Annotated in this window: 20 protein-coding genes; 8 read left to right on the plus strand and 12 right to left on the minus strand. The window is 44.2% G+C overall.

The features are described 5' to 3' along the window. Window positions 1-922: 922 nt before the first annotated feature. From ACXAGV_RS08805 to ACXAGV_RS08835, 7 genes are all read right to left on the minus strand, one after another. Complete coding sequence (locus tag ACXAGV_RS08805; protein WP_474872929.1) at window positions 923-1,168, minus strand: hypothetical protein; 246 nt, start codon at window positions 1,166-1,168, stop codon at window positions 923-925. Between the two features lie 131 nt (window positions 1,169-1,299). After that, on the minus strand, window positions 1,300-1,851 hold the full coding sequence (locus tag ACXAGV_RS08810; RefSeq protein ID WP_474872930.1) for a hypothetical protein: 552 nt from the start codon (window positions 1,849-1,851) through the stop codon (window positions 1,300-1,302). Window positions 1,852-1,978: 127 nt separating this feature from the next. Beyond that, window positions 1,979-2,563, minus strand: a complete 585-nt coding sequence (locus ACXAGV_RS08815; protein ID WP_474872931.1) for a hypothetical protein — start codon at window positions 2,561-2,563, stop codon at window positions 1,979-1,981. A 389-nt stretch (window positions 2,564-2,952) separates the two neighbouring features. Further along, entirely contained in the window at window positions 2,953-3,624 is a 672-nt protein-coding gene (locus ACXAGV_RS08820) for a hypothetical protein (RefSeq protein ID WP_474872932.1), read from the minus strand. A 1,119-nt stretch (window positions 3,625-4,743) separates the two neighbouring features. Beyond that, window positions 4,744-5,067, minus strand: coding sequence for a hypothetical protein (locus ACXAGV_RS08825; protein WP_474872933.1), 324 nt, complete (start codon window positions 5,065-5,067; stop codon window positions 4,744-4,746). Window positions 5,068-6,029: 962 nt separating this feature from the next. Next, window positions 6,030-6,488, minus strand: coding sequence for a hypothetical protein (locus ACXAGV_RS08830; RefSeq protein WP_474872934.1), 459 nt, complete (start codon window positions 6,486-6,488; stop codon window positions 6,030-6,032). Between the two features lie 52 nt (window positions 6,489-6,540). Then, complete coding sequence (locus tag ACXAGV_RS08835; RefSeq protein ID WP_474872935.1) at window positions 6,541-6,927, minus strand: hypothetical protein; 387 nt, start codon at window positions 6,925-6,927, stop codon at window positions 6,541-6,543. A gap of 286 nt (window positions 6,928-7,213) precedes the next feature. On the opposite strand from ACXAGV_RS08835, the gene ACXAGV_RS08840 reads away from it, so the two are divergent. After that, the gene (locus ACXAGV_RS08840; RefSeq protein ID WP_474872936.1) at window positions 7,214-8,182 is read left to right on the plus strand and encodes an integron integrase; all 969 of its coding nucleotides are present in this window, start codon (window positions 7,214-7,216) and stop codon (window positions 8,180-8,182) included. 77 nt (window positions 8,183-8,259) lie between these two features. Here the strand turns inward: ACXAGV_RS08840 and fadA are convergent, their stop codons facing one another. Both fadA and fadB read right to left on the minus strand, forming a co-directional pair. Next, on the minus strand, window positions 8,260-9,423 hold the full coding sequence (gene fadA, locus ACXAGV_RS08845; protein ID WP_024015658.1) for an acetyl-CoA C-acyltransferase FadA: 1,164 nt from the start codon (window positions 9,421-9,423) through the stop codon (window positions 8,260-8,262). An 18-nt stretch (window positions 9,424-9,441) separates the two neighbouring features. After that, window positions 9,442-11,592: a fatty acid oxidation complex subunit alpha FadB gene (gene fadB, locus ACXAGV_RS08850; protein WP_474872937.1), complete on the minus strand. Its 2,151-nt coding sequence runs from the start codon at window positions 11,590-11,592 to the stop codon at window positions 9,442-9,444. Window positions 11,593-12,086: 494 nt separating this feature from the next. Between fadB and ACXAGV_RS08855 the strand changes: the two genes are divergently transcribed. From ACXAGV_RS08855 to ACXAGV_RS08865, 3 genes are all read left to right on the plus strand, one after another. After that, window positions 12,087-14,150: a transglycosylase SLT domain-containing protein gene (locus ACXAGV_RS08855; RefSeq protein WP_474872938.1), complete on the plus strand. Its 2,064-nt coding sequence runs from the start codon at window positions 12,087-12,089 to the stop codon at window positions 14,148-14,150. Window positions 14,151-14,317: 167 nt separating this feature from the next. Then, on the plus strand, window positions 14,318-15,649 hold the full coding sequence (gene pepQ, locus ACXAGV_RS08860; RefSeq protein WP_474872939.1) for a Xaa-Pro dipeptidase: 1,332 nt from the start codon (window positions 14,318-14,320) through the stop codon (window positions 15,647-15,649). A 196-nt stretch (window positions 15,650-15,845) separates the two neighbouring features. After that, a complete protein-coding gene (locus ACXAGV_RS08865; protein WP_474872940.1) occupies window positions 15,846-16,562 on the plus strand; it encodes a ZIP family metal transporter in 717 nt (238 codons plus the stop codon). A gap of 221 nt (window positions 16,563-16,783) precedes the next feature. Here the strand turns inward: ACXAGV_RS08865 and ispB are convergent, their stop codons facing one another. Next, the gene (gene ispB, locus ACXAGV_RS08870; RefSeq protein ID WP_474872941.1) at window positions 16,784-17,758 is read right to left on the minus strand and encodes an octaprenyl diphosphate synthase; all 975 of its coding nucleotides are present in this window, start codon (window positions 17,756-17,758) and stop codon (window positions 16,784-16,786) included. A gap of 855 nt (window positions 17,759-18,613) precedes the next feature. Between ispB and rplU the strand changes: the two genes are divergently transcribed. The 3 genes from rplU (at window position 18,614) to cgtA (ending at window position 20,633) form a co-directional block, all read left to right on the plus strand. Beyond that, entirely contained in the window at window positions 18,614-18,925 is a 312-nt protein-coding gene (rplU, locus tag ACXAGV_RS08875) for a 50S ribosomal protein L21 (protein WP_012517169.1), read from the plus strand. A 15-nt stretch (window positions 18,926-18,940) separates the two neighbouring features. After that, complete coding sequence (rpmA, locus tag ACXAGV_RS08880; protein ID WP_012517170.1) at window positions 18,941-19,198, plus strand: 50S ribosomal protein L27; 258 nt, start codon at window positions 18,941-18,943, stop codon at window positions 19,196-19,198. Between the two features lie 256 nt (window positions 19,199-19,454). Continuing rightward, complete coding sequence (cgtA, locus tag ACXAGV_RS08885; RefSeq protein ID WP_474872942.1) at window positions 19,455-20,633, plus strand: Obg family GTPase CgtA; 1,179 nt, start codon at window positions 19,455-19,457, stop codon at window positions 20,631-20,633. A gap of 111 nt (window positions 20,634-20,744) precedes the next feature. Here cgtA and ACXAGV_RS08890 read toward each other — a convergent pair whose 3' ends face one another. Further along, window positions 20,745-21,110, minus strand: a complete 366-nt coding sequence (locus ACXAGV_RS08890) for a hypothetical protein (RefSeq protein WP_474872943.1) — start codon at window positions 21,108-21,110, stop codon at window positions 20,745-20,747. Window positions 21,111-21,273: 163 nt separating this feature from the next. Here ACXAGV_RS08890 and folA point away from each other — a divergent pair, with 163 nt between their 5' ends. Next, window positions 21,274-21,771 (plus strand): type 3 dihydrofolate reductase, encoded by a 498-nt coding sequence (folA, locus tag ACXAGV_RS08895; RefSeq protein ID WP_474873244.1) that lies wholly within the window; start codon window positions 21,274-21,276, stop codon window positions 21,769-21,771. Window positions 21,772-21,900: 129 nt separating this feature from the next. Here folA and rpoS read toward each other — a convergent pair whose 3' ends face one another. Then, on the minus strand, window positions 21,901-22,893 hold the full coding sequence (gene rpoS / locus ACXAGV_RS08900) for an RNA polymerase sigma factor RpoS (RefSeq protein ID WP_474873245.1): 993 nt from the start codon (window positions 22,891-22,893) through the stop codon (window positions 21,901-21,903). Window positions 22,894-22,922 lie beyond the last annotated feature (29 nt).

The raw sequence follows: 22,922 nt of genomic DNA on the forward strand, positions 1-22,922 counted from the left end.
CGTGTTAGCGTCCCAGCGACCGGAGGGAGTGCCAACAGCGTTTTGTTAGGCGTACAAAGAAACGTACGCAGCTTTGCTGCCACCACTAGCCAAATAGACCGCGTGTTTAAATTATTGAATTTAAGATAAAACAACCCAGTGCGAAATGCCAGATGTAAGCGACATTGCCGGATAAAAGAGCGAGTTTAGACAGCTGGTGATGTTGAATGTTGGCGTTGCTGTGTTGATGAAAAACGCGTTGCTAAAGCCGTTAAAATAACTGAGAAAGCTAGCTGTGAAGACAACCTACCGAAACAACCTTTATGCTGGAATGTCACGCTTAAACCCACATTTTTATGCTGTAAGTAAATGACGCCTAACTTTAAGCTAAGGGGCGCTAGCATGTGGGCTAAAATCCGAACGAAGTGAGTCAGCCCACATGTTAGCGTCCCAGCGACCGAAGGGAGTGAACTTGAGCGCTTTGTTAGAAGCAGAGCCTGTTCCTTTGGCCTTATTAAAAACTAATAGAGCCAGCATACGATTGATTATTAACACAAACAAGCAAAACGACAGTGCAGTGATGTTTTTGATTTGACTGAAGCAAGCCGCCTTTTGGACTAACAAACGCATTGGCGCTTGCTGACGGTGAACAACAACTTGGCGATAAAGCGCCTAATGCGCAACCTTTGAGGTTAATGTGGCGATATTAAAGCTACCACAAGCCAGAGCGATGCTAATGAAAACAGGTGAGGGTAGTTGCACTGGGTTTTTTATAAAGCCAAACGCAGTTTAGGCTGACGCCTTATAACTTTTAAATAAGGGGCGATAACGCGTAGGGCATAATAGCGAAGCGGCCCTGCGTGTTAGCGTCCCAACGAGCGACAGCGAGTGACTTTATTTTTTTGTTATATGCGAGCATAAACAACCTTGAATCCAGTGCTCGTTATCTTGGCCTACTGAATGGATTTATTTGAAAAGGGTTTTTACTATGTTTGCCCGCATTCCAAAAGCCCAAAGCGAGTAGTGCAATTAAAACTGCTTTAGCGCAGCCATGCAATACAGCAATAATGTCTGGTAACGCAAATAAGCTTGAAACAAATAGTGTTACAGCAAAAAAGCCACAAATGAACGCACCAAGCAGTGCGAATGCCTTGGTGACTGGATGAAAAGCGTTGCTTTGTTTATTCATAAAAATTCCGTTTTCAATTTCCTAGAAGCATATAACTTTTAAATAAGGGGCGCAGGCATGTAGGGCATAATGGCGAAGCCGCCCGGCATGTATGCGTCCCAGCGAACGAAGTGAGTGACTTGATTTTTTTGTTAGATGGCATTAGCCGCAAGTGTTCGAAGCTCACTTTCGTATCCTTGCAAGTTGAAATTCGTTGAGCACTTATTCATAAAACCATGAAAATAAGGCACCTGCCTAATTTTGGTTCTTTCTGTGTTGCGCAATTCCGAGATTAATTCTGGTACCGAAAAGTGTTTTTCTGTTTTTGGGAAAACAAGAGTAACTGGAAATAATGGAACAACTTTTCGGTTGTTTCTTATTTGAGACCCGTAAAAGCATATAGCTTTTTTTATGCGTGAAGATGCAAAACTTTCTGAGAGATTCCAAATGGCAGCAGCACCGATACTGAATCCGACGAGATTTACAGAAGAACCCAAGTTGGTTAGCGAGTTAATCAAATGCTTGCTGTAATTTCCCAAGCCGATATTAGAGGAGAAATACTCGTATGCATCGCTTTCAGTTTGGAACATTTTATATTGACCGTCATACGGGTCGACGATGAGATGGTTCTTACAAATGATATTTGCCAACTCTTCAAGAGCTGGTGTTTTACCAAAAATATCTGCAACGATTACAGTAGTCACCTAAATCTCCGTGCCATCTAACTTTTAAATAAGGGGCGCAGGCATGTGGGGCATAATGGCGAAGCCGCCCCGCATGTATGCGTCCCAGCGAACGAAGTGAGTGACTTTATTTTTTTGTTAGGTGCGTTTATGAAAAATGACACAGACCTGCCTTTTTAATGTAAGGAGCTAAAGCCGCTATCGTTGTGTTGTCACGATACCAAACAATATAAGTATAATCCCATTCCTCTGAGATAACGCATTCTAGTTCTGGAATTACAAACTGATAAAACTGTGAAGAGTCTTTATTCAATGATTGTTCATAGCTATCAAGAACAGTTGAAACGTTGGTTATTTTAGTTAGTGTTTCAGTGCTGAAATTTGCCTTTTGAATTTGAAACTTACTTTCTAAAAGAAATAAGAAATTGTGAAATCTTTGCCACTCATGCTCAGTGACCGAATCCAGTTTGTACTGGTTGTTTTCACCGAGCCAACCAGACCATAAGGAAATGTATTCCTTTCGAAATTCCGATTTTACTTCCGAATTCTGAAAATATTTGCGATACATGGTTTTACTTGAAGCACCTAACGCAAAGCTTTGGGGCGCTAGCACGTGGGCTAAAATCCGAACGAAGTGAGTCAGCCCACGTGTTAGCGTCCCAGCGACCGGAGGGAGTGCCAACAGCGTTTTGTTAGGCGTACAAAGGAACGTACGCAGCTTTGCTGCCACCACTAGCCAAACAGACCGCGTGTTTAAATTATTGAATTTAAGATAAAACAACCCTGTGCGAAATGCCAGATGTTAAGGACATTGCTGAATAAAAGAGCGAGTTTAGAAGACTGGTGATGTTAAATGTTGGCGTTGCGGTGTTGATAAAAAGCGAGTTGCTAAAGCCGTTGAAACTACCGAAAAAGCAAGCTGTAAAGACAACCTAGCGAAACAACCTTGATGCCGGAATGTCACGGTTGAGCTTACTTTTTAATGCTGTAAGTAAATGACGCCTAACGCCCGCATAACGGGCAAAAATACGTAGGCTATAATACTGAGCGAAGCGAAGGGAGCCTACGTGTTTTTGTCCCTAGCGAGCGTAGCGAGTGTTAATGCGTTTGTTAGCTTCCTTGTTATTCGAAGAACATACTTGCTGCTTTAGTTGCTGCATCTTCAGAATAATAAATAAGTTTTAAGACTTCGCTGTGTTCTAGTTTCGAAACGTCGTTAAAATTTTGATAAACAGAGCTATGGTGGTCATTTGTAATAAATGTACTACCAACATATTTTCCAGAATTAGCGTCAAATACTAGCGCTACATAAATAGGGACAAAACTCCTGACGTCGCTCATTTGAGTCTTGAACCATGCTCCACTGCAAGCCTCGCCTTTATAAAAGTTTTCGTAGTCTCTCGCGACAAGGAGAAAGTCTAAGTCATACTTAGCTTGAATTTCTCTAAGCTTATTTAATCCCTGTGGCACCAATTTGGCACTAGCGTCCCAGGATGAGTAACTTAAATAATTGCTCCAATCAATACTAGAGTCTATTTGAACGGGAGTGTTAAAAGTGTTTTTAATTCCTTCAACATAGCCTTTTGTGACTAAGGCGTTGACATTTTCAGTAATAGGGTAAATTTCTTCAGTGTTTTGGAATACTGTCTTGCCAAGGTGGGTGTGGCATAGTTTTAAAGTTTCATTTAGCTTGTAGTCAACACCGATTCGACTATTTTTGAAAGAAACTGGTTCAGATGTGCTTGAACATCCGACTAATAAAAGACATACACTTAAAAAAAATACAAGTTTCAATTTAAAACCTCTGGGAAGCTAACGCTAAGCTTTGGGGCGCTAGCACGTGGGCTAAAATCCGAACGAAGTGAGTCAGCCCACGTGTTAGCGTCCCAGCGACCGGAGGGAGTGCCAACAGCGTTTTGTTAGGCGTACAAAGGAATGTACGCAGCTTTGCTGCCACCACTAGCCAAATAGACCGCGTGTTTAAATTATTGAATTTAAGATAAAACAACCCTGTGCGAAAAGCCAGATGTTAACGGTAATGCTGGATAAAAGAACGAGTTTAGAAGACTGGTGATGTTAAATGTTGGCGTTGCGGTGTTTATGAAAAGCACATTGCTAAAGCCGTTAAAACAACTGGGAAAGCTTGCCGCGAATACAACCTAGCGAAACAGCCTTTATGCTGGAATGTCACGCTTAAACCCACTTTATTATGCTGTAAGTAAATGACGCCTAACTTTCCAATAACGGGCGCAGACATGTGGGGCATAATGGCGCAGCCGCCCCGCGTGTATGCGTCCCAGCGAACGCAGTGAGTGTGTTGATTGGGTTGTTATACACCCCTACCCAAACTCCCACTATTCTGACTCAATTTATTTATTATATACGCTGTCATTTTTTGGTTAGCAGTAAAAGACAAAAATAACAGAATAAACCCGATGGAGTAAGACAAATGATCAGGAACGTATTTAGGCTCCGAAGGCACGAAAACAATAGCGATTAATAGCGCTGAAATGACTGTGACAAGAATGTTGTCCGAAGTTGAATAGGTCTTTGGTTTATTCAGCCTTACAACTAACTCGGATAGAAATGAAGATATAATAAAAGTTGAAAATAAACCTACAAACCACGTTCCGCGAATCAGCCACATTAACTGAATATCAGAGTAAGTAGTGTTTTCTAGAAATGGAATGACATTAAATGGGTGGAGCCCTATCCATGCGGCAGGAAACGCTAGTATATGCCAAATTAGTGCAAACATTACAACTCGATAAATCAACGCTTGGTCTCCACTAGGGTGTATAACTTTCCAATAACGGGCGCAGACATGTGGGGCATAATGGCGAAGCCGGCCCGCGTGTATGCGTCCCAGCGAACGAAGTGAGTGTGTTGATTGGCTTGTTAGCCACGCTTTGCTTACGAAGCACTTGTTTGAAACTTACGCATAGCTTTAACGACATTAATAATCGGCAATGTCGAGAAGAGAACAAAAATAGCTATGAAAAGCATAAGGTTTAAATAAGCTAAGTAAGCCAACACCCCAATTAAGATTTGCACAGTACCAGATAATAAGAAGCTACTGCCTACGTATTTGCAGAAAGCAGGTAAGTCAGCAATTTTAGAAAAGTCGATGCCGTTAAGTACATCCGCTTTTTGCTTGAAGGTAAGCAAATAGCCAATGATTAAATATATAAAGCCGCTTAAGCAAGATATTAAAAGAATTAGAAAACCTATATCCATGGAAAATCCTTTTTAGTGGCTAACGCTAAGCTTTGGGGCGCTAGCACGTGGGCTAAAATCCGAGCGAAGCGAGCCAGCCCACGTGTTAGCGTCCCAGCGACCGAAGGGAGTGCCAACAGCGTTTTGTTAGGCGTACAAAGGAAAGTACGCAGCTTTGCTGCCACCACTAGCCGATTAGACCGCGTGTTTAAATTATTGAATTTAAGATAAAACAACCCTGTGCGAAATGCCAGATGTTAACGGTAATGTTGGATAAAAGAACGAGTTTAGAAGACTGGTGATGTTAAATGTTGGCGTTGCGGTGTTTATGAAAAGCACATTGCTAAAGTTGTTTAAACAACTGAGAAAGCAAGCCGAAAGGACAACCTAGCAGAACAGCCTTGATGCGGGAATGTCACGGCTGAAGCCACTTTTTTATACTGTAAGTAAATGACGCCTAACGCTAAGCTTTGGGGCGCTAGCACGTGGGCTAAAATCCGAACGAAGTGAGTCAGCCCACGTGTTAGCGTCCCAGCGACCGAAGGGAGTGACAACAGCGTTTTGTTAGGCGTACAACGAAACGTACGCAGCTTTGCTGCCACCACTAGCCAAATAGACCGCGTGTTTAAATTATTGAATTTAAGATAAAACAACCCTGTGCGAAAAGCTAGATGTTGACGGCAATGCTGAATAAAAGAGCGAGTTTAGAAGACTGATGATGTTAAATGTTGGCGTTGCGGTATTGGCGAAAAGCGCGTTGCTAAAGCCGTTAAAACAACCGAGAAAGCTAGCCGCGAAGACAGCCTAGCGAAACAACCTTAATGCTGGAATGTCACGTCAGAACCCACATTTAAATGCTGTAAGTAAATGACGCCTAACGGCCCGCATAACGGGCAAAAATACGTAGGCTATAATACCGAGCGAAGCGAAGGGAGCCTACGTGTTTTTGTCCCAGCGAGCCCGCGAGCGAGTTTATGCGTTTGTTAGCTATGTCTTAAAACTTCAATCCCAAGTACACATGATACGGATAAAAGGCCGAACCACCCTAAAATATGCCCAAAGTCCTCGCCGAAATAATCTAGTGACGAAAAGCCTTCAATGATTTCACTGGCAGGTTTGGAAAACACGATAAGACTAATACTTAGACCTGGTTCCCATAGCAAATACCAATAAGTTGATAATCTCCAGCTAGTCCCTTCAGTTGTAGCTATGAAAAAGGTCAACACAGTGAAGAATACAATGCCAATAATCTTGGAGTTTCTCCACCTTTTAAAACTGGTCGCTAATGAATGCTGATATTCATATTTTGAGTAAAGGAATACAAAGGCAATTGGCGACAAATAGAGTAAAAAAATAGCAAATGAAAATAGCATGTTCACCAAAATAGCTAACTTCCAAATATGGGGCGCAGACATGTGCGCAATAATGGCGAAGCCGCGCACGTGTTTGCGTCCCAGCGAGCGGCAGCGAGTGACATAATTTGTTTGTTATGTTTCATTTACTCCGGCCGTAAATAGTAAACTCGTTGGACGATGCGTCTTTAAAAAATGTAACGCTGTTACTACCGGTTGAGCGTAACAAATGAACTTTTTCAGCGAGGTTATCTACTGTAACGTTTTCTACGTAACTGTCAAAATAACAGCCAGATACTTCTTTATTAAATGAGCTATTGGAGTTGAGGTTAAGGTCGAGCGCTTTGTATTCGGAAAGAAAACTAGGTCCGATGATATTTGTCTCACTAGACGGCGTACGTAATTTATTAATACATTCCGCTTGTGACGAATTAGCTATGACCAAGTTTGCAGATTTCGGGCTGAACTTAAATTGATAGACATTAATTGCTAGTGACAATGCCAGCGCGGCTATCAAGAATACTTTCACTTAATTTTCCTCGAAACATAACAATTTAATCGTTCCCTAAACGGGGCGATTTAACGAACCAGAACGGGGTTTTTGTCCGTTTGGTTTTAAATATGGTTAAACCATAACCTATCGATAGGGTTAGTAAAATACGTTTTTGGTGTATTTTGCTCAAAAGTTAAAAACACCAAATCGGGTTGCAGGTGAATTGGGGGGATTTCGTGAATACTCTTGCAATAAAACAGGTACTAAAGTCAGTTATCTCGTTGTGATTTTTTAAATAGACTTTTTTATTTTGGAGTCGAACATGAAGTCCCAGTTTATTAAATCCCTGTACGAGCACATGATGCTCAAGCGCTATGCAAAGCGTACCATACAAACCTATATCAACTGGATTTCAGACTACATTCGTTTTCATAAATTTCAACACCCGAAAGACCTCGACGTTCTGCATGTTGAAGCATACCTTACGCATTTATCCATCAAGCGAAAAAATGCGCGGTCTACACAAGCCACTGCACTAAATGCGCTGGTTTTTCTCTACAACAAGTATTTAGAGCAGCCGCTACCTTCCGACATGAATTTTGTGGGAAGTGGAAGGGAAAGGAAGCTGCCAGTTGTGTTAACCCAGTTAGAAGTAAAAGCATTGCTTGGTAGGGTGCCTACCCATCATTACCTAGCAGTAGCACTTCTGTATGGAAGTGGCCTTAGGTTAATGGAGTGTGTTCGCCTTAGAACGGGAGATATAGACTTCGACTACAAGTGTGTGAGGATTTGGTTTGGGAAAGGGGGCAAGCATCGAGTGGTAACGCTGTCAGAATCACTTATCCCACTTTTAAAAAATCATATAAGTGAAAGTGAAACACTTTTGCAACGAGATTTGATGGTGCCAGACTTTGCTGGTGCTTGGATCCCGCACGGGTTGAGGAAAAAGTATCAACAGCGTAATAAAACGCTGGAATGGCAGTATTTGTTCCCCGCATCAAAACTAAGTATTGACCCAGAAAGTAAGCTACTGCGACGACATCATATAGATGAAAAACAGATACAGCGCGCGGTAAGTCGTGCTTCAAGTGATGCGGGAATAATTAAGCATGTTACGCCACACACGCTTCGTCACTCATTTGCTACGCATTTACTGCAATCAGGTGCAGACATCAGAACAGTGCAAGACCAACTAGGTCACGCCGATGTTAGAACTACTCAAATCTATACCCATATACTTCAACAAGGGGCTAATGGTGTTGTCAGCCCACTTTCTAATTTAGCGTTTTAGTTTTCTTGTTCACGGAAACAAAAAAGGGCCTGAAGGCCCTTTTCAAAATTTAGCTTTAAACACTTTTATATAAACGCTTATACACGCTCAAATACAGTAGCAATACCTTGGCCTAAACCAATACACATGGTTGCTAAGCCTAGGCTTACGTCTTGTGATTCCATTAGGTTGATAAGCGTACCCGAGATACGTGAACCAGAACAACCTAGTGGGTGACCAAGTGCAATAGCGCCACCGTTAAGGTTAATCTTAGTATCTAGATGGTCCATCCAACCTAGCTGCTTAATGCACGATAGTGCCTGAGCCGCGAACGCTTCGTTAAACTCTGCAAGTTCAATATCGTCCATAGTAAGGCCAGCGCGCTTAAGGGCTTTTTGTGTTGCTGGCACTGGGCCATAGCCCATAATTGCCGCATCACAACCAGCCACTGCCATTGCACGAATTTTCGCACGTGGCGTTAGGCCAAGCTCTTTCGCACGGTCTGCCGACATAAGTAGCATACCTGATGCACCGTCAGACAGCGCAGAAGACGTACCCGCCGTAACCGTACCGTTTACTGGGTCAAACACAGGGCGAAGTGCCGCCATGCTCTCAGCCGTGCTTTCTGGGCGTACTACTTCATCGTAGTCAATTAGCTTTAATACGCCGTTTGCGTCGTGACCTTCAACAGGTACAATCTCGTTAGCCCAGCGGCCTTCAAGGTGTGCTTTGTGCGCTAGCTGGTGCGAGCGTGCACCGAATGCGTCTTGTTGTTCACGAGTAATTCCGTTTTGACGGCCAAGTAGCTCGGCGGTCATCCCCATCATGCCCGACGCTTTCGCTGTGTATTTAGCAAGGCCTGGGTGGAAGTCGATGTTGTAGTTCATCGGTACGTGACCCATGTGCTCAACACCACCAATCATGTAAATGTCACCACGGCCGCTCATGATGCCACTTGTTGCATCGTGAAGGGCTTGCATTGATGAACCACATAAACGGTTAACCGTTACCGCGCCTGTTGTGCGTGGAATTTGTGTTAGTAGTTGCGCGTTACGTGCAACGTTGAAGCCTTGTTCTTTAGTTTGCTGAACACAGCCCCAAATGATGTCTTCAATTTCCGCTGGGTTTACGCCAGGGTTACGCTCTAGTAGCGCGGTCATTAGCGCAGCAGATAGGTCTTCTGCGCGCACATTTCTGAAAACACCGTTTTTTGAACGACCCATAGGGGTACGTACGCAATCGATTACGACCACTTCTTTCATTAGTTTTTCCTCCGGGTCTTATGCGAAATATGATTTACCAGCAGCGGCCATTTCACGAACGCCATCTGAAATCTGATAAATTGGACCAAGTTCAGCGTACTTGTCTGCCATAGCAACAAAGTTCGCCAAGCCAATGGTTTCAATCCAACGGAAAATACCACCGCGGAATGGAGGGAAACCTAAGCCGTAAAGTAGCGCCATATCTGCTTCAGCTGCGCTATCTACAATGCCTTCTTCCAGGCAGCGAATTGCTTCGTTTGCCATAGGGATCATAAGGCGTGCAATAATGTCGTCAGCTTCAAAGTCTGTCTTGTCAGCTACGTGTGGTGCCATTAGAGCATATGCTTCTTCAGCAGGTGTTTTAGACGGCTTGCCGCGCTTATCAACACCGTAGTTGTAGAAACCTTTACCGTTCTTCTGACCTAAACGCTCTTCTTTGTAGAACAGTGTTACCGGGTCGTTGTCTAGGCGAGCCATACGCTCTGGAATACCCGCTGCCATAACGTCTGCTGCGTGATCGCCAGTGTCGATACCTACAACGTCCATTAGGTAAGCAGGGCCCATTGGCCAACCGAAGATTTTTTCCATTACTTTATCAACCGCAACAAAGTCTGCGCCGTCGATAAGTAGCTTACTGAAGCCCGCAAAGTACGGGAACAATACGCGGTTTACTAAGAACCCTGGGCAGTCGTTAACCACAATTGGGGTTTTGCCCATTTTAAGGGTAGCGGCTACTACTGCATTGATGGTTTCTTCAGAGGTTTTTTCGCCACGAATAATTTCAACAAGCGGCATGCGGTGCACTGGGTTGAAGAAGTGCATACCACAGAAGCGCTCTGGCTTGTCTAAGCTTTCAGCTAGCTGGTTAATAGAGATAGTCGAAGTATTTGAAGTGATGATAGCGTCGTCAGCTACATTGTCTTCTACTTCTTTAAGCACAATGCCTTTTACTTTCGGATTTTCTACAACCGCTTCAATAACAAGGTCTGAATCTTTAAGTGTGCTGTACTCAAGGGTAGGGGTAATAGCGTTAAGTGTTTGCGCCATTTTAGTCGCATCAACTTTGCCGCGCTTCATGCCTTTACCAAGAATTTTGGCCGCTTCTGAAAGGCCAAGGTCTAGTGCACCTTGGTTAATGTCTTTCATGATTACCGGTGTGCCTTTCACAGCGCTTTGGTATGCAATACCGCCACCCATGATGCCAGCACCTAGTACAGCGTTAAGCTTAGATTGCTTAGTAGCTGCTTTCGCTTGCTTTTTACCTTTGCTCTTAACTAGCTGGTCGGCAAGGAAGATACCAATTTGTGCTTTCGCAGCGTCTGTTTTCGCAAGCGCTACAAAGCCTTCGTTTTCAAGCTTAAGTGCGCCGTCACGGTCTAGTCCAGCTGCTTTTTGTACTGTCTCAACCATTTTGTGCGGTGCCGGGTAATGTTTACCAGCTTGTGCAAATACCATGGCTTGAGCAGTAGAGAAGCTCATCATAGCTTCGTTTTTGTTTAGCTGTAGTGGAGCTTTCTTAACCGCACGACGTGCTTGCCAGTCAAGTTTACCGTCAGCTGCGTCTTTCACCATTGAAAGCGCACCTTCAACGAGTGCTTCTGGAGCAACAACTGCGTCAACCGCACCTTCAGCAAGGGCTTTTGCGCCTTTTCTGTCGCGGCCAGTAGTCATCCACTCAAGCGCATTATCTGCGCCAATAAGACGAGGTAGGCGAACCGTACCACCAAAACCAGGCATAAGGCCTAGCTTAACTTCTGGCAAACCAATTGAAGCCGTGGTGTCTGCAATACGCATGTCACATGCCAATGCCATTTCACAGCCGCCACCAAGCGCGAAGCCATTAACAGCAGCAATGGTAGGGAAAGGTAGGTCTTCGAAGCGGTCGAATACTTGTGACGTATTGGCAACCCACTGTAGTACTTCGGCATCGTCCATGGCGAAAAGGCCAGTGAACTCGGTGATATCTGCACCTACGATAAATGCAGGTTTTGCACTGCGTACTACTAAGCCTTTAACATCGCCTTTAGCAAGTAGGGCTTGGGTTGCTTCGTCAAGTTCGCTCACTGTTTGGCGGTCGAACTTGTTTACTGAACCTTCGGCGTCGAATACCAGCTCAGCAAAGCCGTCATCTAACAGGCTGACGGAAAGACTTTTGCCTGTGTATATCATTATCATCTCCTTCGGCATTGGCCAGGATGTTAGTGAAGTAATCCAACTGATTTGTAGGGTCGTATGCATTCACTAACGCGTTAGGGTGGCTAGATTCTTTACAAAGCCACACAAAATTTCAACAAAAAATCAAACAAGCGTTTCAATTTGTCTAAGGTAGTGGTCGGATGACTTAAATTCAAGTCTAAATATCGAATTCAAGCTTCATTTCGATATTGGTGGTTGTATAATGAGCGTTATTGGCCCAAAGCGCCAATCCAGCAAAAGAATAATCTACAATCACGTCAACTATGTGTGTAAAGCATAGCTAACGACAGCTGGCACAACATCTTCTTTGGCAAGGAGCCAGACTGACATTTTTCCCTCGTTTGTAAAAAAATGTAGTGGGTCAGTCGCAATGCTGCTTTTTCAGCAACATTTTATAATCAGCTCGTTTTGGCAAAGTCGCCAACGCTCATAAGCGTTCGAGTGTAGAACAGGGTAGGAGCTCTATTGTGTCTGGTTTTTATTTTAGTTCACGGTCAGGTCAGCGCTCGCTGGCAAAAAATAATAAATTATTCGCCTCCGTTGTGGGGGCATTAGTTTGCTCGCTTTCTTCATTTTTCTCTATTGGCGCATGGGCTGCACAGCCTTTAACACTACCCGAAGATATTTTCGAAAAAGATCGCGCTCGTTATCTGGAAGTTGAAAAAAAGCTGTTAACGTATTCGAAGCGAAGCGTTCAGCGCCTCGATAATGACATTTATGAATTGGCGAACTATCCACTTTACCCGTACCTTCTACGGCTTAAATTAGAGCGCACAATGTCGATAAGAACAAAGCGCGAAGTTAAACAGTTTTTACAAGACTTTAACGGTCAGCCGGTAAGCTATGGCGTGCGTTATAAATGGCTTAACTACCTTGCTAAGAACGATTATCGCAGCACTTTCTTAGACAATTATCGCCCCGGCATGGGCGCAAGGCTTACCTGTATTGCGCTTAATTACCGCTTAAAAGAAGGTGAAAGCGAACAAGCTATATTGCCAGAAGTTGACGCTTTATGGCTTCACGGTCAGTCGCAACCGGATGAATGCGATCCGCTTTTTGCTAAGTGGAAAAAAGCGGGCATGATGACACCAGAAATGGTGATTGAACGCATTGAAATTGCGGCAAAAGAAGATAACCGAAGCATTATCTCTTATCTTAAACGCCAACTTCCCGGTGATAAGCAATACCTAGCTGACGCATGGCTTTCGGTAACCCGAGACACCAGCCGAGTAAATAGAACGGCGCTCTTTCCACTAAAAAATGCATCGCATGAAGCTGAGGTAATTGTATGGGCGGTCGAGAAACTTGCGTGGCGAAACCCTGACTTAGCGGGCACGGTATTTAACCGCTACAACGACAAAAACGTGTTCTCGCCAGCGCAGCAGCACGTTATGCGAAGAGCGATAGCGCTTAGCTACACGCTAGACCGCCTTCCTCAAGCGCATTATTGGCTTGAACTTGCTGATGTGCAGGGGGCCAGTGAAGATGTAAAGCTTTGGCATATTTCCCATTTATTGCGCACGAAAAAGTGGCAGGAAGTGGTTAATGTTATTGATAGCGCTCCTGCCAGTTTGCAGCAAGAAGAAAACTATCGCTACTGGAAAGCCCGTGCTTTAGAAGCGCTTGGTCAAACTATGCAGGCTACGGTGCTTTATAAAGAGCTTTCTCAAGAACGCCATTATTATGGCTTTATGGCAAGTGCGCACATAGGCGAAATTCCGTCGCTTGCACACACGCCAGCACCAAGAGACACAGCAGCTATTGCCAGTGTGGCGAAAACCCCTGCTACCATGCGGTCTGTTGAATTTTTCAGGTTAGACAGAACCACAGAAGCGCGCCGAGAGTGGTTTTATTTACTGTCGCATTTACCCGAATCGAAAGTGACCGATGCGGGCATTTTGGCGTATGAGTGGGGCTTGTACGATCAAGCTATTACCAGTTTTGCGCGAAGTGGCTATTGGGATGATGTCGAGCGCAGATTCCCACTGGCCTTTAACGATGTATTCAGCGAAAAATCTCAGGCATATAGCATTTCAAAGTCGCTGGCAATGGCTATTGCACGCCGCGAAAGCTCGTTTAGAAGCGATGCTATCTCGCCAGTTGGAGCGGCAGGTCTGATGCAGTTAATGCCTGGAACAGCACGTTACGTGGCAAAAGAAAAAGTAAGTAGAAACAAGCTGTTTAAAGTCGACGACAACGTTGATTATGGTGTGCAGTATCTGCGTTATTTGATGGACAAGCTCAATAATAACCCAGTACTGGTTTCTGCGTCTTACAACGCGGGGTGGCGCAAAGTATTGGAATGGCTGCCTGCTGATGAAGCGCTACCGGTCGATATCTGGATTGAAAATATCCCTTATAAAGAAACTCGCGCCTACGTAAAAGCTGTTATGGCGTACCAGCATATCTACGATCAACAGCTAGGTGGAAACGAGAACATCTTCCCTCAACTTACCCGCGATATGATCCCTTCCGCAGATGCAGTAAGTACACATCCGGTAACAGGTACACTGCAACTAGCACCGCGATAGCTATCAAAGGTTAGGCGTATACGGGTACGCCTTTCATTACGTTACTATTTTGCCAGTATGGGAAACTTAACGTATACAACAGCACAGCGGTCTGAGCCAGTATGCATGTCATGCTGGCCTCGTGGTACACTAGTAGCTAACTAACGACTAAAAAGATAAGAGGGGCTATGTCGCAACATAAAGCAACCTACCAACAGCATATCGAAGAGCTTCAAGCTAGAACTCGCGAAGCACTACAGCGAGAAGGGCTAGACGGACTAGTTATTCACTCAGGGCAGGGCAAACGTCTTTTCTTGGACGATAATCACTACCCATTTAAGGTAAACCCGCAGTTCAAAGCATGGGTGCCTGTGATTGATAACCCTAACTGTTGGCTGGTGGTAAACGGTATAGACAAGCCTACGCTTATTTTCTATCGCCCTGAAGATTTCTGGCACAAAGTGCCACCTGAGCCAAATGACTTTTGGACTGACAGCTTCGACATTAAACTACTTCAACAGGCCGACGCGGTAGAGAAATTTCTGCCTTACGATAAAAGCCGTTTTGCCTATGTAGGCGAATATATTGAAGTGGCAAAAGCGTTGGGTTTTGACAATGTAAATCCAGACCGAGTGTTGCATTATTTGCACTATCAACGTGCTTATAAAACCGACTATGAACTTGACTGCATGCGTGAAGCTAACAAGTTGGCGGTGGCAGGTCATAAGGCCGCTGAGCAAGCCTTCCGTGAAGGAAAAAGCGAGTTTGATATTAATCTTGCTTACGCAACGGCAAGCCGACAAGGTGACAACGATGTGCCGTACACCAGTATTGTGGCACTTAACGAGCATGCTTCAATTCTGCATTACATGCAGTGTGATACCGTAGCGCCAAAAGAATCACGTTCGTTTCTGATTGATGCAGGTGCAAATTATCATGGCTATGCGGCAGATATTACACGTACTTACGCTCAAGAAGGGGTTCATAATTCAGCGATGTTCCGCGACCTCATTCAAGCGGTAGATAAGGTAACGCTGACCTTAGTCGATTCGTTAAAGCCGGGTGTCGCTTACACAGACATTCACTTGTTAGCCCACGATGGTATTGCGCAAATTCTTCACGATACCGGCATGGTGAACCTAACGCCGCCAGAAATCGTGGATATGGGCATTACGCGCACGTTCTTCCCTCACGGCATTGGCCACTTCCTGGGTCTACAAGTTCACGATGTGGGCGGATTGGTTAATGATGACAGAGGCACGCCTAAGCCTGCTCCTGACGATCACCCGTTCTTGCGCTGCACGCGTATGGTAGAAGCGCGTCAAGTGTTCACTATTGAGCCGGGCCTGTACTTCATCGATAGTCTACTGCGCGACCTTAAAGCGACGCCTGCGTCTAAGTACATCAACTGGGATACCATTGATGTATACAAACCGTTTGGCGGCATTCGCATTGAAGACAACATTATTGTGCATCGCGATAAGAACGAGAACATGACCCGAGATTTGGACTTAAATTAATCGATTTTTTGTGTATAGCCAACACAACCCATCGGAATAAATGCAAAGAGCAGCCTTAGGCTGCTCTTTTTCGTTACGCGCTTTTAAAATGTACGGAAATTTACATCTATGCGGACTGGTATTATTTGTAAACCAATGGTGCTGTGTGTAGTAATCAATAGGAAGATGTACAAACAATGGTTAGAAAGGAGTCGTTATGCAACAAGGCGATATCGTAGGTTTATTAATAATGGCAACGGTGGCAGGTCTTGCTATGCCCGCAGGCGCTATTTTAGCGACTTACCAAGGCATTCAGCCTAAGTGGCTAGAAAAAGAGTTACGCCATGGCATTTTAGCGTTAGGAGCAGGAGCGCTAATTTCAGCCGTGGGTCTTGTACTTGTACCTGAAGGCATAAAAGACGTATCGGTATTTATGGCCATAATGTGCTTCGTTGGCGGTGCCTTAGCTTTTATGGCCCTTGATATTTACTTGGCGAAAAAGAAAACCGAAGGCAGCCAGTTAGCCGCCATGCTTAGTGATTTTGTACCTGAGTCTATCGCCCTTGGTACAACGGCAGCATTAGGCGGTGGCACTATGTTGTTAGGCCTATTGATTGCGGTTCAAAATCTACCTGAAGGGTTTAATGCCTACAGAGAGATGTTGCCCAAAAACAAACTGCGTAGCAATAAACTCATTGTTATCTTTGTTTTGATGGCGCTACTTGGCCCCTTGTTCAGTTTGCTAGGCTTTTATTATTTAGCCCAATTCCCAGTGGTTATGAGTGGGATCATGTTGTTTGCTGCAGGTGGTATTCTTTATTCAGTGTTCCAAGATATTGCTCCGCAAATTCGTATGGAAAACCATTGGTTGCCACCCCTTGGCGGTATTCTTGGTTTCTTAGTAGGCCTGATCGGCTTTATGCTAGAAGGCTAGCTTGTAAAAATGCGCTAAGCCCGAACGCAGCACAAATGCTTGGTTAAAGCAGAAAACGTATATTTCTTTACCTGCTTGCAAGAGTTGGGGAAGTGCTTAGCGCACCAATAAGTTCAAAGCCTACGTGGCGTATAATATTCTGGCTTTACTAACAAAAAAGGCGTGTTGCTTACAACACGCCTACTCATATCACTTATCGACAATTGGTTATTTATCGCTAGTTAGCTCGTACGCTCAATTGAAATATGTGCCAGTGCAATAAGCGCTTCTTTATATTCAGAGTCTTCTATAGCGTTAAGGCTATCAATGGCCATTTGCACTTCTTTTTGTGCACATTGACGTGTGTAGTCCAAAGCGCCGGTTTCTTTCATAATACCTTGAATACGCGTGAGGTGTGGTAGGCCATTACTTTGTTCAATGGCTTCTTGAATAAGCGCTTTGTCGTCGTCATTATTTGCATGCCACATAGCGTACAACAATGGCAGCGTAGGCTTACCTTCAGCTAAGTCGTCGCCAGCATTCTTGCCCATTTCTTCACTGTCAGCCATGTAGTCCAGAATATCGTCAGCTAGCTGAAAGGCAGTACCCAGGTGCTTGCCGTATTCTTGCATGGCGTGTTCAATGTGCTTATTTTGGTCGGTCAGCACAGCCGCTAACTGTGTAGCAGCTTCAAACAAGCGCGCTGTTTTGCCGTAGATAACGTCAAAGTAGCGGGCTTCTGTAGTGCTGGCATCGTTACAATTCATCAACTGCAACACTTCGCCTTCTGCAATTTGGTTTGTGGCTTCCGACAGTATTTCCATAACGCGCATGCGTTTAAGGCTTACCATCATTTGAAAAGAGCGAGTATAAAGAAAGTCGCCTACCAATACCGATGCCTGATTACCAAAGATAGCATTTGCAGTCTCACGCCCTCTGCGCATGGTTGACTCGTCAACCACATCGTCGTGTAGCAGGGTAGCGGTATGAATAAATTCTACAATTGCTGCAAGCGTGTGGTGATCATTATTATTAATACCCATTGCCCGCGCACTTAACACGGTAAGAAGTGGGCGTAAGCGTTTGCCGCCACTGTTTACTATGTAAAAACCAAGCTGATTAATAAGGGCAACATCAGAGTCGACTTGTTGTTGAATCAGCTGGTTTACCGCCTGCATATCATCATTAGACAGGGCGCGGATTTGATCTATATCCATAGGCATGGCAATAAATACTTACTCTTACGTCTTGGGCAATTATTGGTGGCGATTGTACCTTAATCATCCGTACTATCCACCAAATTGTCTTAAAAAATGACGGCTTAACGCATTTACCTGTAATTCCTTAAATACGGTTAAACCGAAAGTGAAATTAGTTGGAACGCAATCCACTAGCGAAAAACTGTTTTTTTGCAGCGTGTTCGTTTGAGCATACTCTTTCTAAATCCAGCGAATCCATTCAATTACCTTTGATTATAGGTACTCTTGTTAATTTTTCATTCCAAAGCGCTATTTTTTGATGTTTAAGTAAGTATATTGATGAGTTCTGCCAAAGGAAGTTTGGCGCTAAAACACAAAATGAAACGGATGACAGGGATCGCAATCTGACGTTAAAAGTAAAGCGGTGTGGTGTTGAAGCGAGCCGCAATTGGGACCCAATAAGGGCTTTTTCAAACAAGCCCTAGCACTATAGTCGTAGCAATCTTGACTAATAGTAAAGTCAGAATTTTAGCATTTGATCGTACTTCCACGCTGTCGATCTGGTAGCGATCCCGCTAACTGATCTGTCGCAATAAGGATCGCGCTTTTCATCAGACTTAACTTGTAATACAGCAATTTTTATCTATCAACGCTACGAGTTTTTTGCTGATTTAACGAATAAAATTGTGATTTTTTAACGGTTTTTTGGCATTTGAAGCTGCATCAAATAAGCAATTGGGGCATAATTCGCCCCATGTTGGAAAAATAATCTATTTTTCTGCGAATCGGGGTTGTGATTTACGGATGTTTCACGTACAATTCGCGCCCTGTTTTTTGAATTGAAGCGTCAGTGGACGCAGAGCGGAGTTAACTATGTACGCGGTTTTCCAAAGTGGCGGTAAACAACACCGTGTGGCCGAAGGCCAAACCGTTCGTCTTGAAAAAATCGAAGTAGCCCCAGGCGAAACGGTTGAATTTGACAAAGTTTTAATGGTAAGCAACGGTGACGACGTAAAAATCGGCACACCAATCGTTGCTGGTGGTAAGGTGACTGCTGAGGTTGTTACACACGGTCGTGGCGATAAAGTAAAAATCGTTAAGTTCCGTCGTCGTAAGCACTCTCGTAAGCAAGCGGGTCACCGTCAGTGGTTCACAGAAGTGAAAATCACTGGTATCAACGCATAATAGGAGCACGAACACATGGCACACAAAAAAGCTGGTGGTAGTACCAAAAACGGTCGTGATTCAGAGAGTAAACGCCTAGGTGTTAAGCGCTTTGGTGGCGAATCTGTTCTTGCTGGTAACATCATTGTTCGTCAACGTGGTACTCGTTTCCACGCTGGTGACAACATGGGTATCGGTAAAGACCACACGTTGTTTGCACTAAAAGACGGTAAAGTTCAGTTCGACGTTAAAGGACCGAAGAACCGTAAATTTGTAAGCATCGTAGCTGAGTAAGCGCGAAAGCTTCTCGCCGAACAGGCTTAGAAAAACCCCGCGCAAGCGGGGTTTTTTGTTTTGTGAAACCTTTCTTTCTTTTACTGTTCTTATTTATGGCGTGTAAATTCTAGAACGAATTAACGCTAGGCAAGGTTTTACTTCTCGTTTTTTAGAATGCTGAGCAGACACAAAAGCGCCAATGGGTAATTTGGTGTAAACTTAGTATTCGCATTAAAAAGTTAACAACCCACGGCATTACAGCCCGGAGTGATAAATGAAATTTGTAGATGAAGCTGAAATTCGCGTTGAAGCCGGTGACGGTGGCAACGGTACCATTGGCTTTAGAAGGGAAAAATACGTACCTAAAGGTGGCCCAGACGGTGGCGACGGTGGTGACGGCGGCAGTGTATTCTTACAAGCCGATGAAAACCTAAATACATTGATCGATTATCGCTTCGAGCGTTTTCATCGTGCTGAGCGCGGCCAAAATGGGCAAGGCGGCAACTGTATCGGTAAGAAAGGCAAAGACCTCACCGTAATGGTGCCAGTGGGTACACGTGCTACTGACAGCGATACTGGTGAAGTACTGGGTGACTTAACTCGCCATGGTCAAAAGCTAAAAGTGGCACAAGGCGGTTTTCACGGTTTAGGTAATGCTCGCTTTAAAAGCAGTACTAACCGTGCCCCACGTCAAAAGACTAATGGTACGCCTGGTGAAATTCGCAACCTTAAGCTAGAGCTTATGCTTCTAGCCGATGTTGGCTTACTCGGTATGCCTAACGCGGGTAAATCAACCTTTATCCGCTCTGTATCGGCAGCTAAGCCTAAAGTGGCTGACTACCCGTTTACTACGCTAGTGCCTAACTTAGGTGTGGTTCGCCAAGACTCACAGCGTAGCTTCGTTGTCGCTGATATTCCTGGTTTGATTGAAGGTGCAGCCGATGGGGCAGGTTTAGGTATACGCTTCTTAAAGCACTTAGAGCGCTGCCGTATCTTGCTTCACGTGGTAGATATCTTCCCTGTTGATGAAACCGATCCTGCCGAAAATGCTAAAGCAATCATTGAAGAGCTTGAAAAATACAGCCCTAAATTGGCTGAAAAGCCACGTTGGTTAGTATTTAACAAAGTTGATTTGCTGCTTGAAGAAGAAGCAGAAGAGCGCTGCCAGCACGTTATTGATGCGTTAGAGTGGGATGGCCCAGTTTATCAAATCTCTGCGTTCCAGAAGATGAACTTAGATCCGCTCTGTAACGATGTTATGGACTTCATTGAAACTCTTCCTGCAGAAATAGAAGAGGAAGAAGAGAAGAAAGAAGTAGAATTTAAGTGGGACACATACCACAAGAATACGCTTGAAGCTCACGATGAATTCGAAGATGGTTTAGGTGACGATCTCGATGACGACGACTGGGACGAAGACGATTACGACGTGGAAGTTGAGTATCGTCGCTGAGAAACAGTCGCTGAGAAACAGCTGTTGAGAAACAATCGTATGTCGGAATTATAAAGCTCGCATATTTGTTAAAGCAAAGTGCGAGCTTTTTTCATATTGCTCAAACTATTTCTACACTGCAAAACGCATTGATATCGTGTTGTTGGCAACACTATTAGACGCTTTAATTACTGCGTGAGCCCTATCCACTATAGCGTTTCTATAGTGGGCAAGCTTCAAATGAAAATAGATTTCTTCAAGTAAACTGGTTAAGTGCATTATCTTATTTGTCATAGCGCTGTTTTCGCCACCATCAACTTCAAGCAATATAACGGCGATATCAAATGCACATCCAAGGTAAGGGATTGCTTCACTTAACTGACCACACTGCATAAGCATAGTGCCTTGCATTTCGTCCCGTGCCATTACGTGTAATGCTTGCTCGGGGTTGTTATAAACCCAGTCTGCATGTTTAGGGCATAGATAGTTTATTTGCATAGTAGCGACCTCCTGTATACACACTAGAACAGATGTGGCAATAGTGCAAATGATAATTATTACTATTCGCCTTGTTGGGGTGGCGCATTTCCTATCTGATGTTGATATACTTCGCCTTGAAGAATTAGAACTTAGCCTGAAGGTGTAAAAAATGAAAATAGCGATGATTGCTGCTATGGCAAAAAACAGAATTATCGGTGCAGACAATGATATGCCGTGGCATTTACCCGCTGACTTGAAGCATTTTAAAGCTATCACCTTGGGCAAGGCAGTTATCATGGGGCGCAAAACCTACGAATCAATCGGTAGGGCGCTTCCGGGTAGGCCGAATATAGTGATTACGAGTAATGCTGACTATAGCTTATCGGATGCTACAGTAGTGGACTCGCCGGAATCAGCATTTGAAGTAGCAAAAGCGTTGAGTAATAACAGTGGCGAAAATGACGAGGTAATGATTATTGGTGGCGGTACTATTTATCAGTCATTTTTAGATAAAGCGGATATTTTGTACCTTACTCATATCGACCTAACTGTTGAGGGAGATACCCAGTTTCCGGATTATGAAGCAGCAGCAACTTGGACTGAAGTATCGCGGGAAGCGCACAGCGCCGATGAAAAGAATGCGCATGATTATACTTTTGTAACGCTTGAGAGAAACTAATATAGTCAGAACTAGTAGAAACTTGCTAGGTTGCTTTAAATTTAAAATAAAAAATGCCAGTGTTGAAACGCTTGTTTAAGAGCGTCACAACACTGGCATTTTAGCTTTACTCTGCATTATGAGTAGTAGCTACTTCATTTGGTCGAATAAGTTCTCTAATGAAAGACCTTGATGACCCAGCATATCGCGAAGACGGCGAAGTGCTTCCACTTGAATTTGACGAACACGCTCACGTGTTAAGCCAATTTCTGCACCCACATCTTCAAGGGTTGAAGGCTCATATCCCATAAGACCAAAACGGCGAGCGAGTACTTCGCGCTGCTTAGGGTTAAGCTCTTCAAGCCAAGTTACAATATTACTTTTGATATCTGAGTCTTGTAAGCTCTCTTCAGGGCTAAACTCCTTCTCATCAGCAATAATGTCGAGGAGCGCTTTATCATTTTCTCCGCCAATAGGCGTATCGACAGAGGTAATGCGTTCATTTAAACGAAGCATCTTTGTTACATCTTCCACTGGCTTATCAAGCGCCGCCGCAATTTCTTCTGCAGTTGGCTCATGGTCAAGCTTTTGTGAAAGTTCACGAGAAGCACGTAGATAAACGTTTAGTTCTTTGACTACGTGGATTGGTAAACGTATCGTACGCGTTTGATTCATTATAGCGCGCTCGATAGTTTGGCGAATCCACCAGGTTGCATACGTTGAAAAGCGAAATCCGCGTTCAGGATCAAACTTTTCTACGGCACGGATTAGACCCAAATTACCTTCTTCAATTAAATCGAGAAGTGCTAAACCACGGTTGTTATAACGGCGAGCAATTTTAACAACAAGGCGAAGGTTGCTAACAATCATTCGTTTGCGAGAGGCTTCGCAGCCTTTCAGTGAGCGGCGCGCAAAATAAACTTCTTCTTCTGCGGTTAGCAGTGGTGAAAAACCAATCTCGCCTAGATAAAGCTGTGTGGCATCTAGGTTTTTAGGTTGGTCGTCCTGACTGAAAATGGCATCGTCATTTTCTAGGTCAGCGTCGTTAGTTAAGGTTTCGCCAGTTTTCATATCAGCTGGCATATCGATGACATCTAAGTCATCTTGCGGTTTTGATTCCAAGGCTTTATTTGACTTACCCATCATGAATCTCCTGCTACAAGGTTTACCTT

The sequence above is a fragment of the Alteromonas sp. ABH4_453 genome (genome assembly GCF_056160665.1).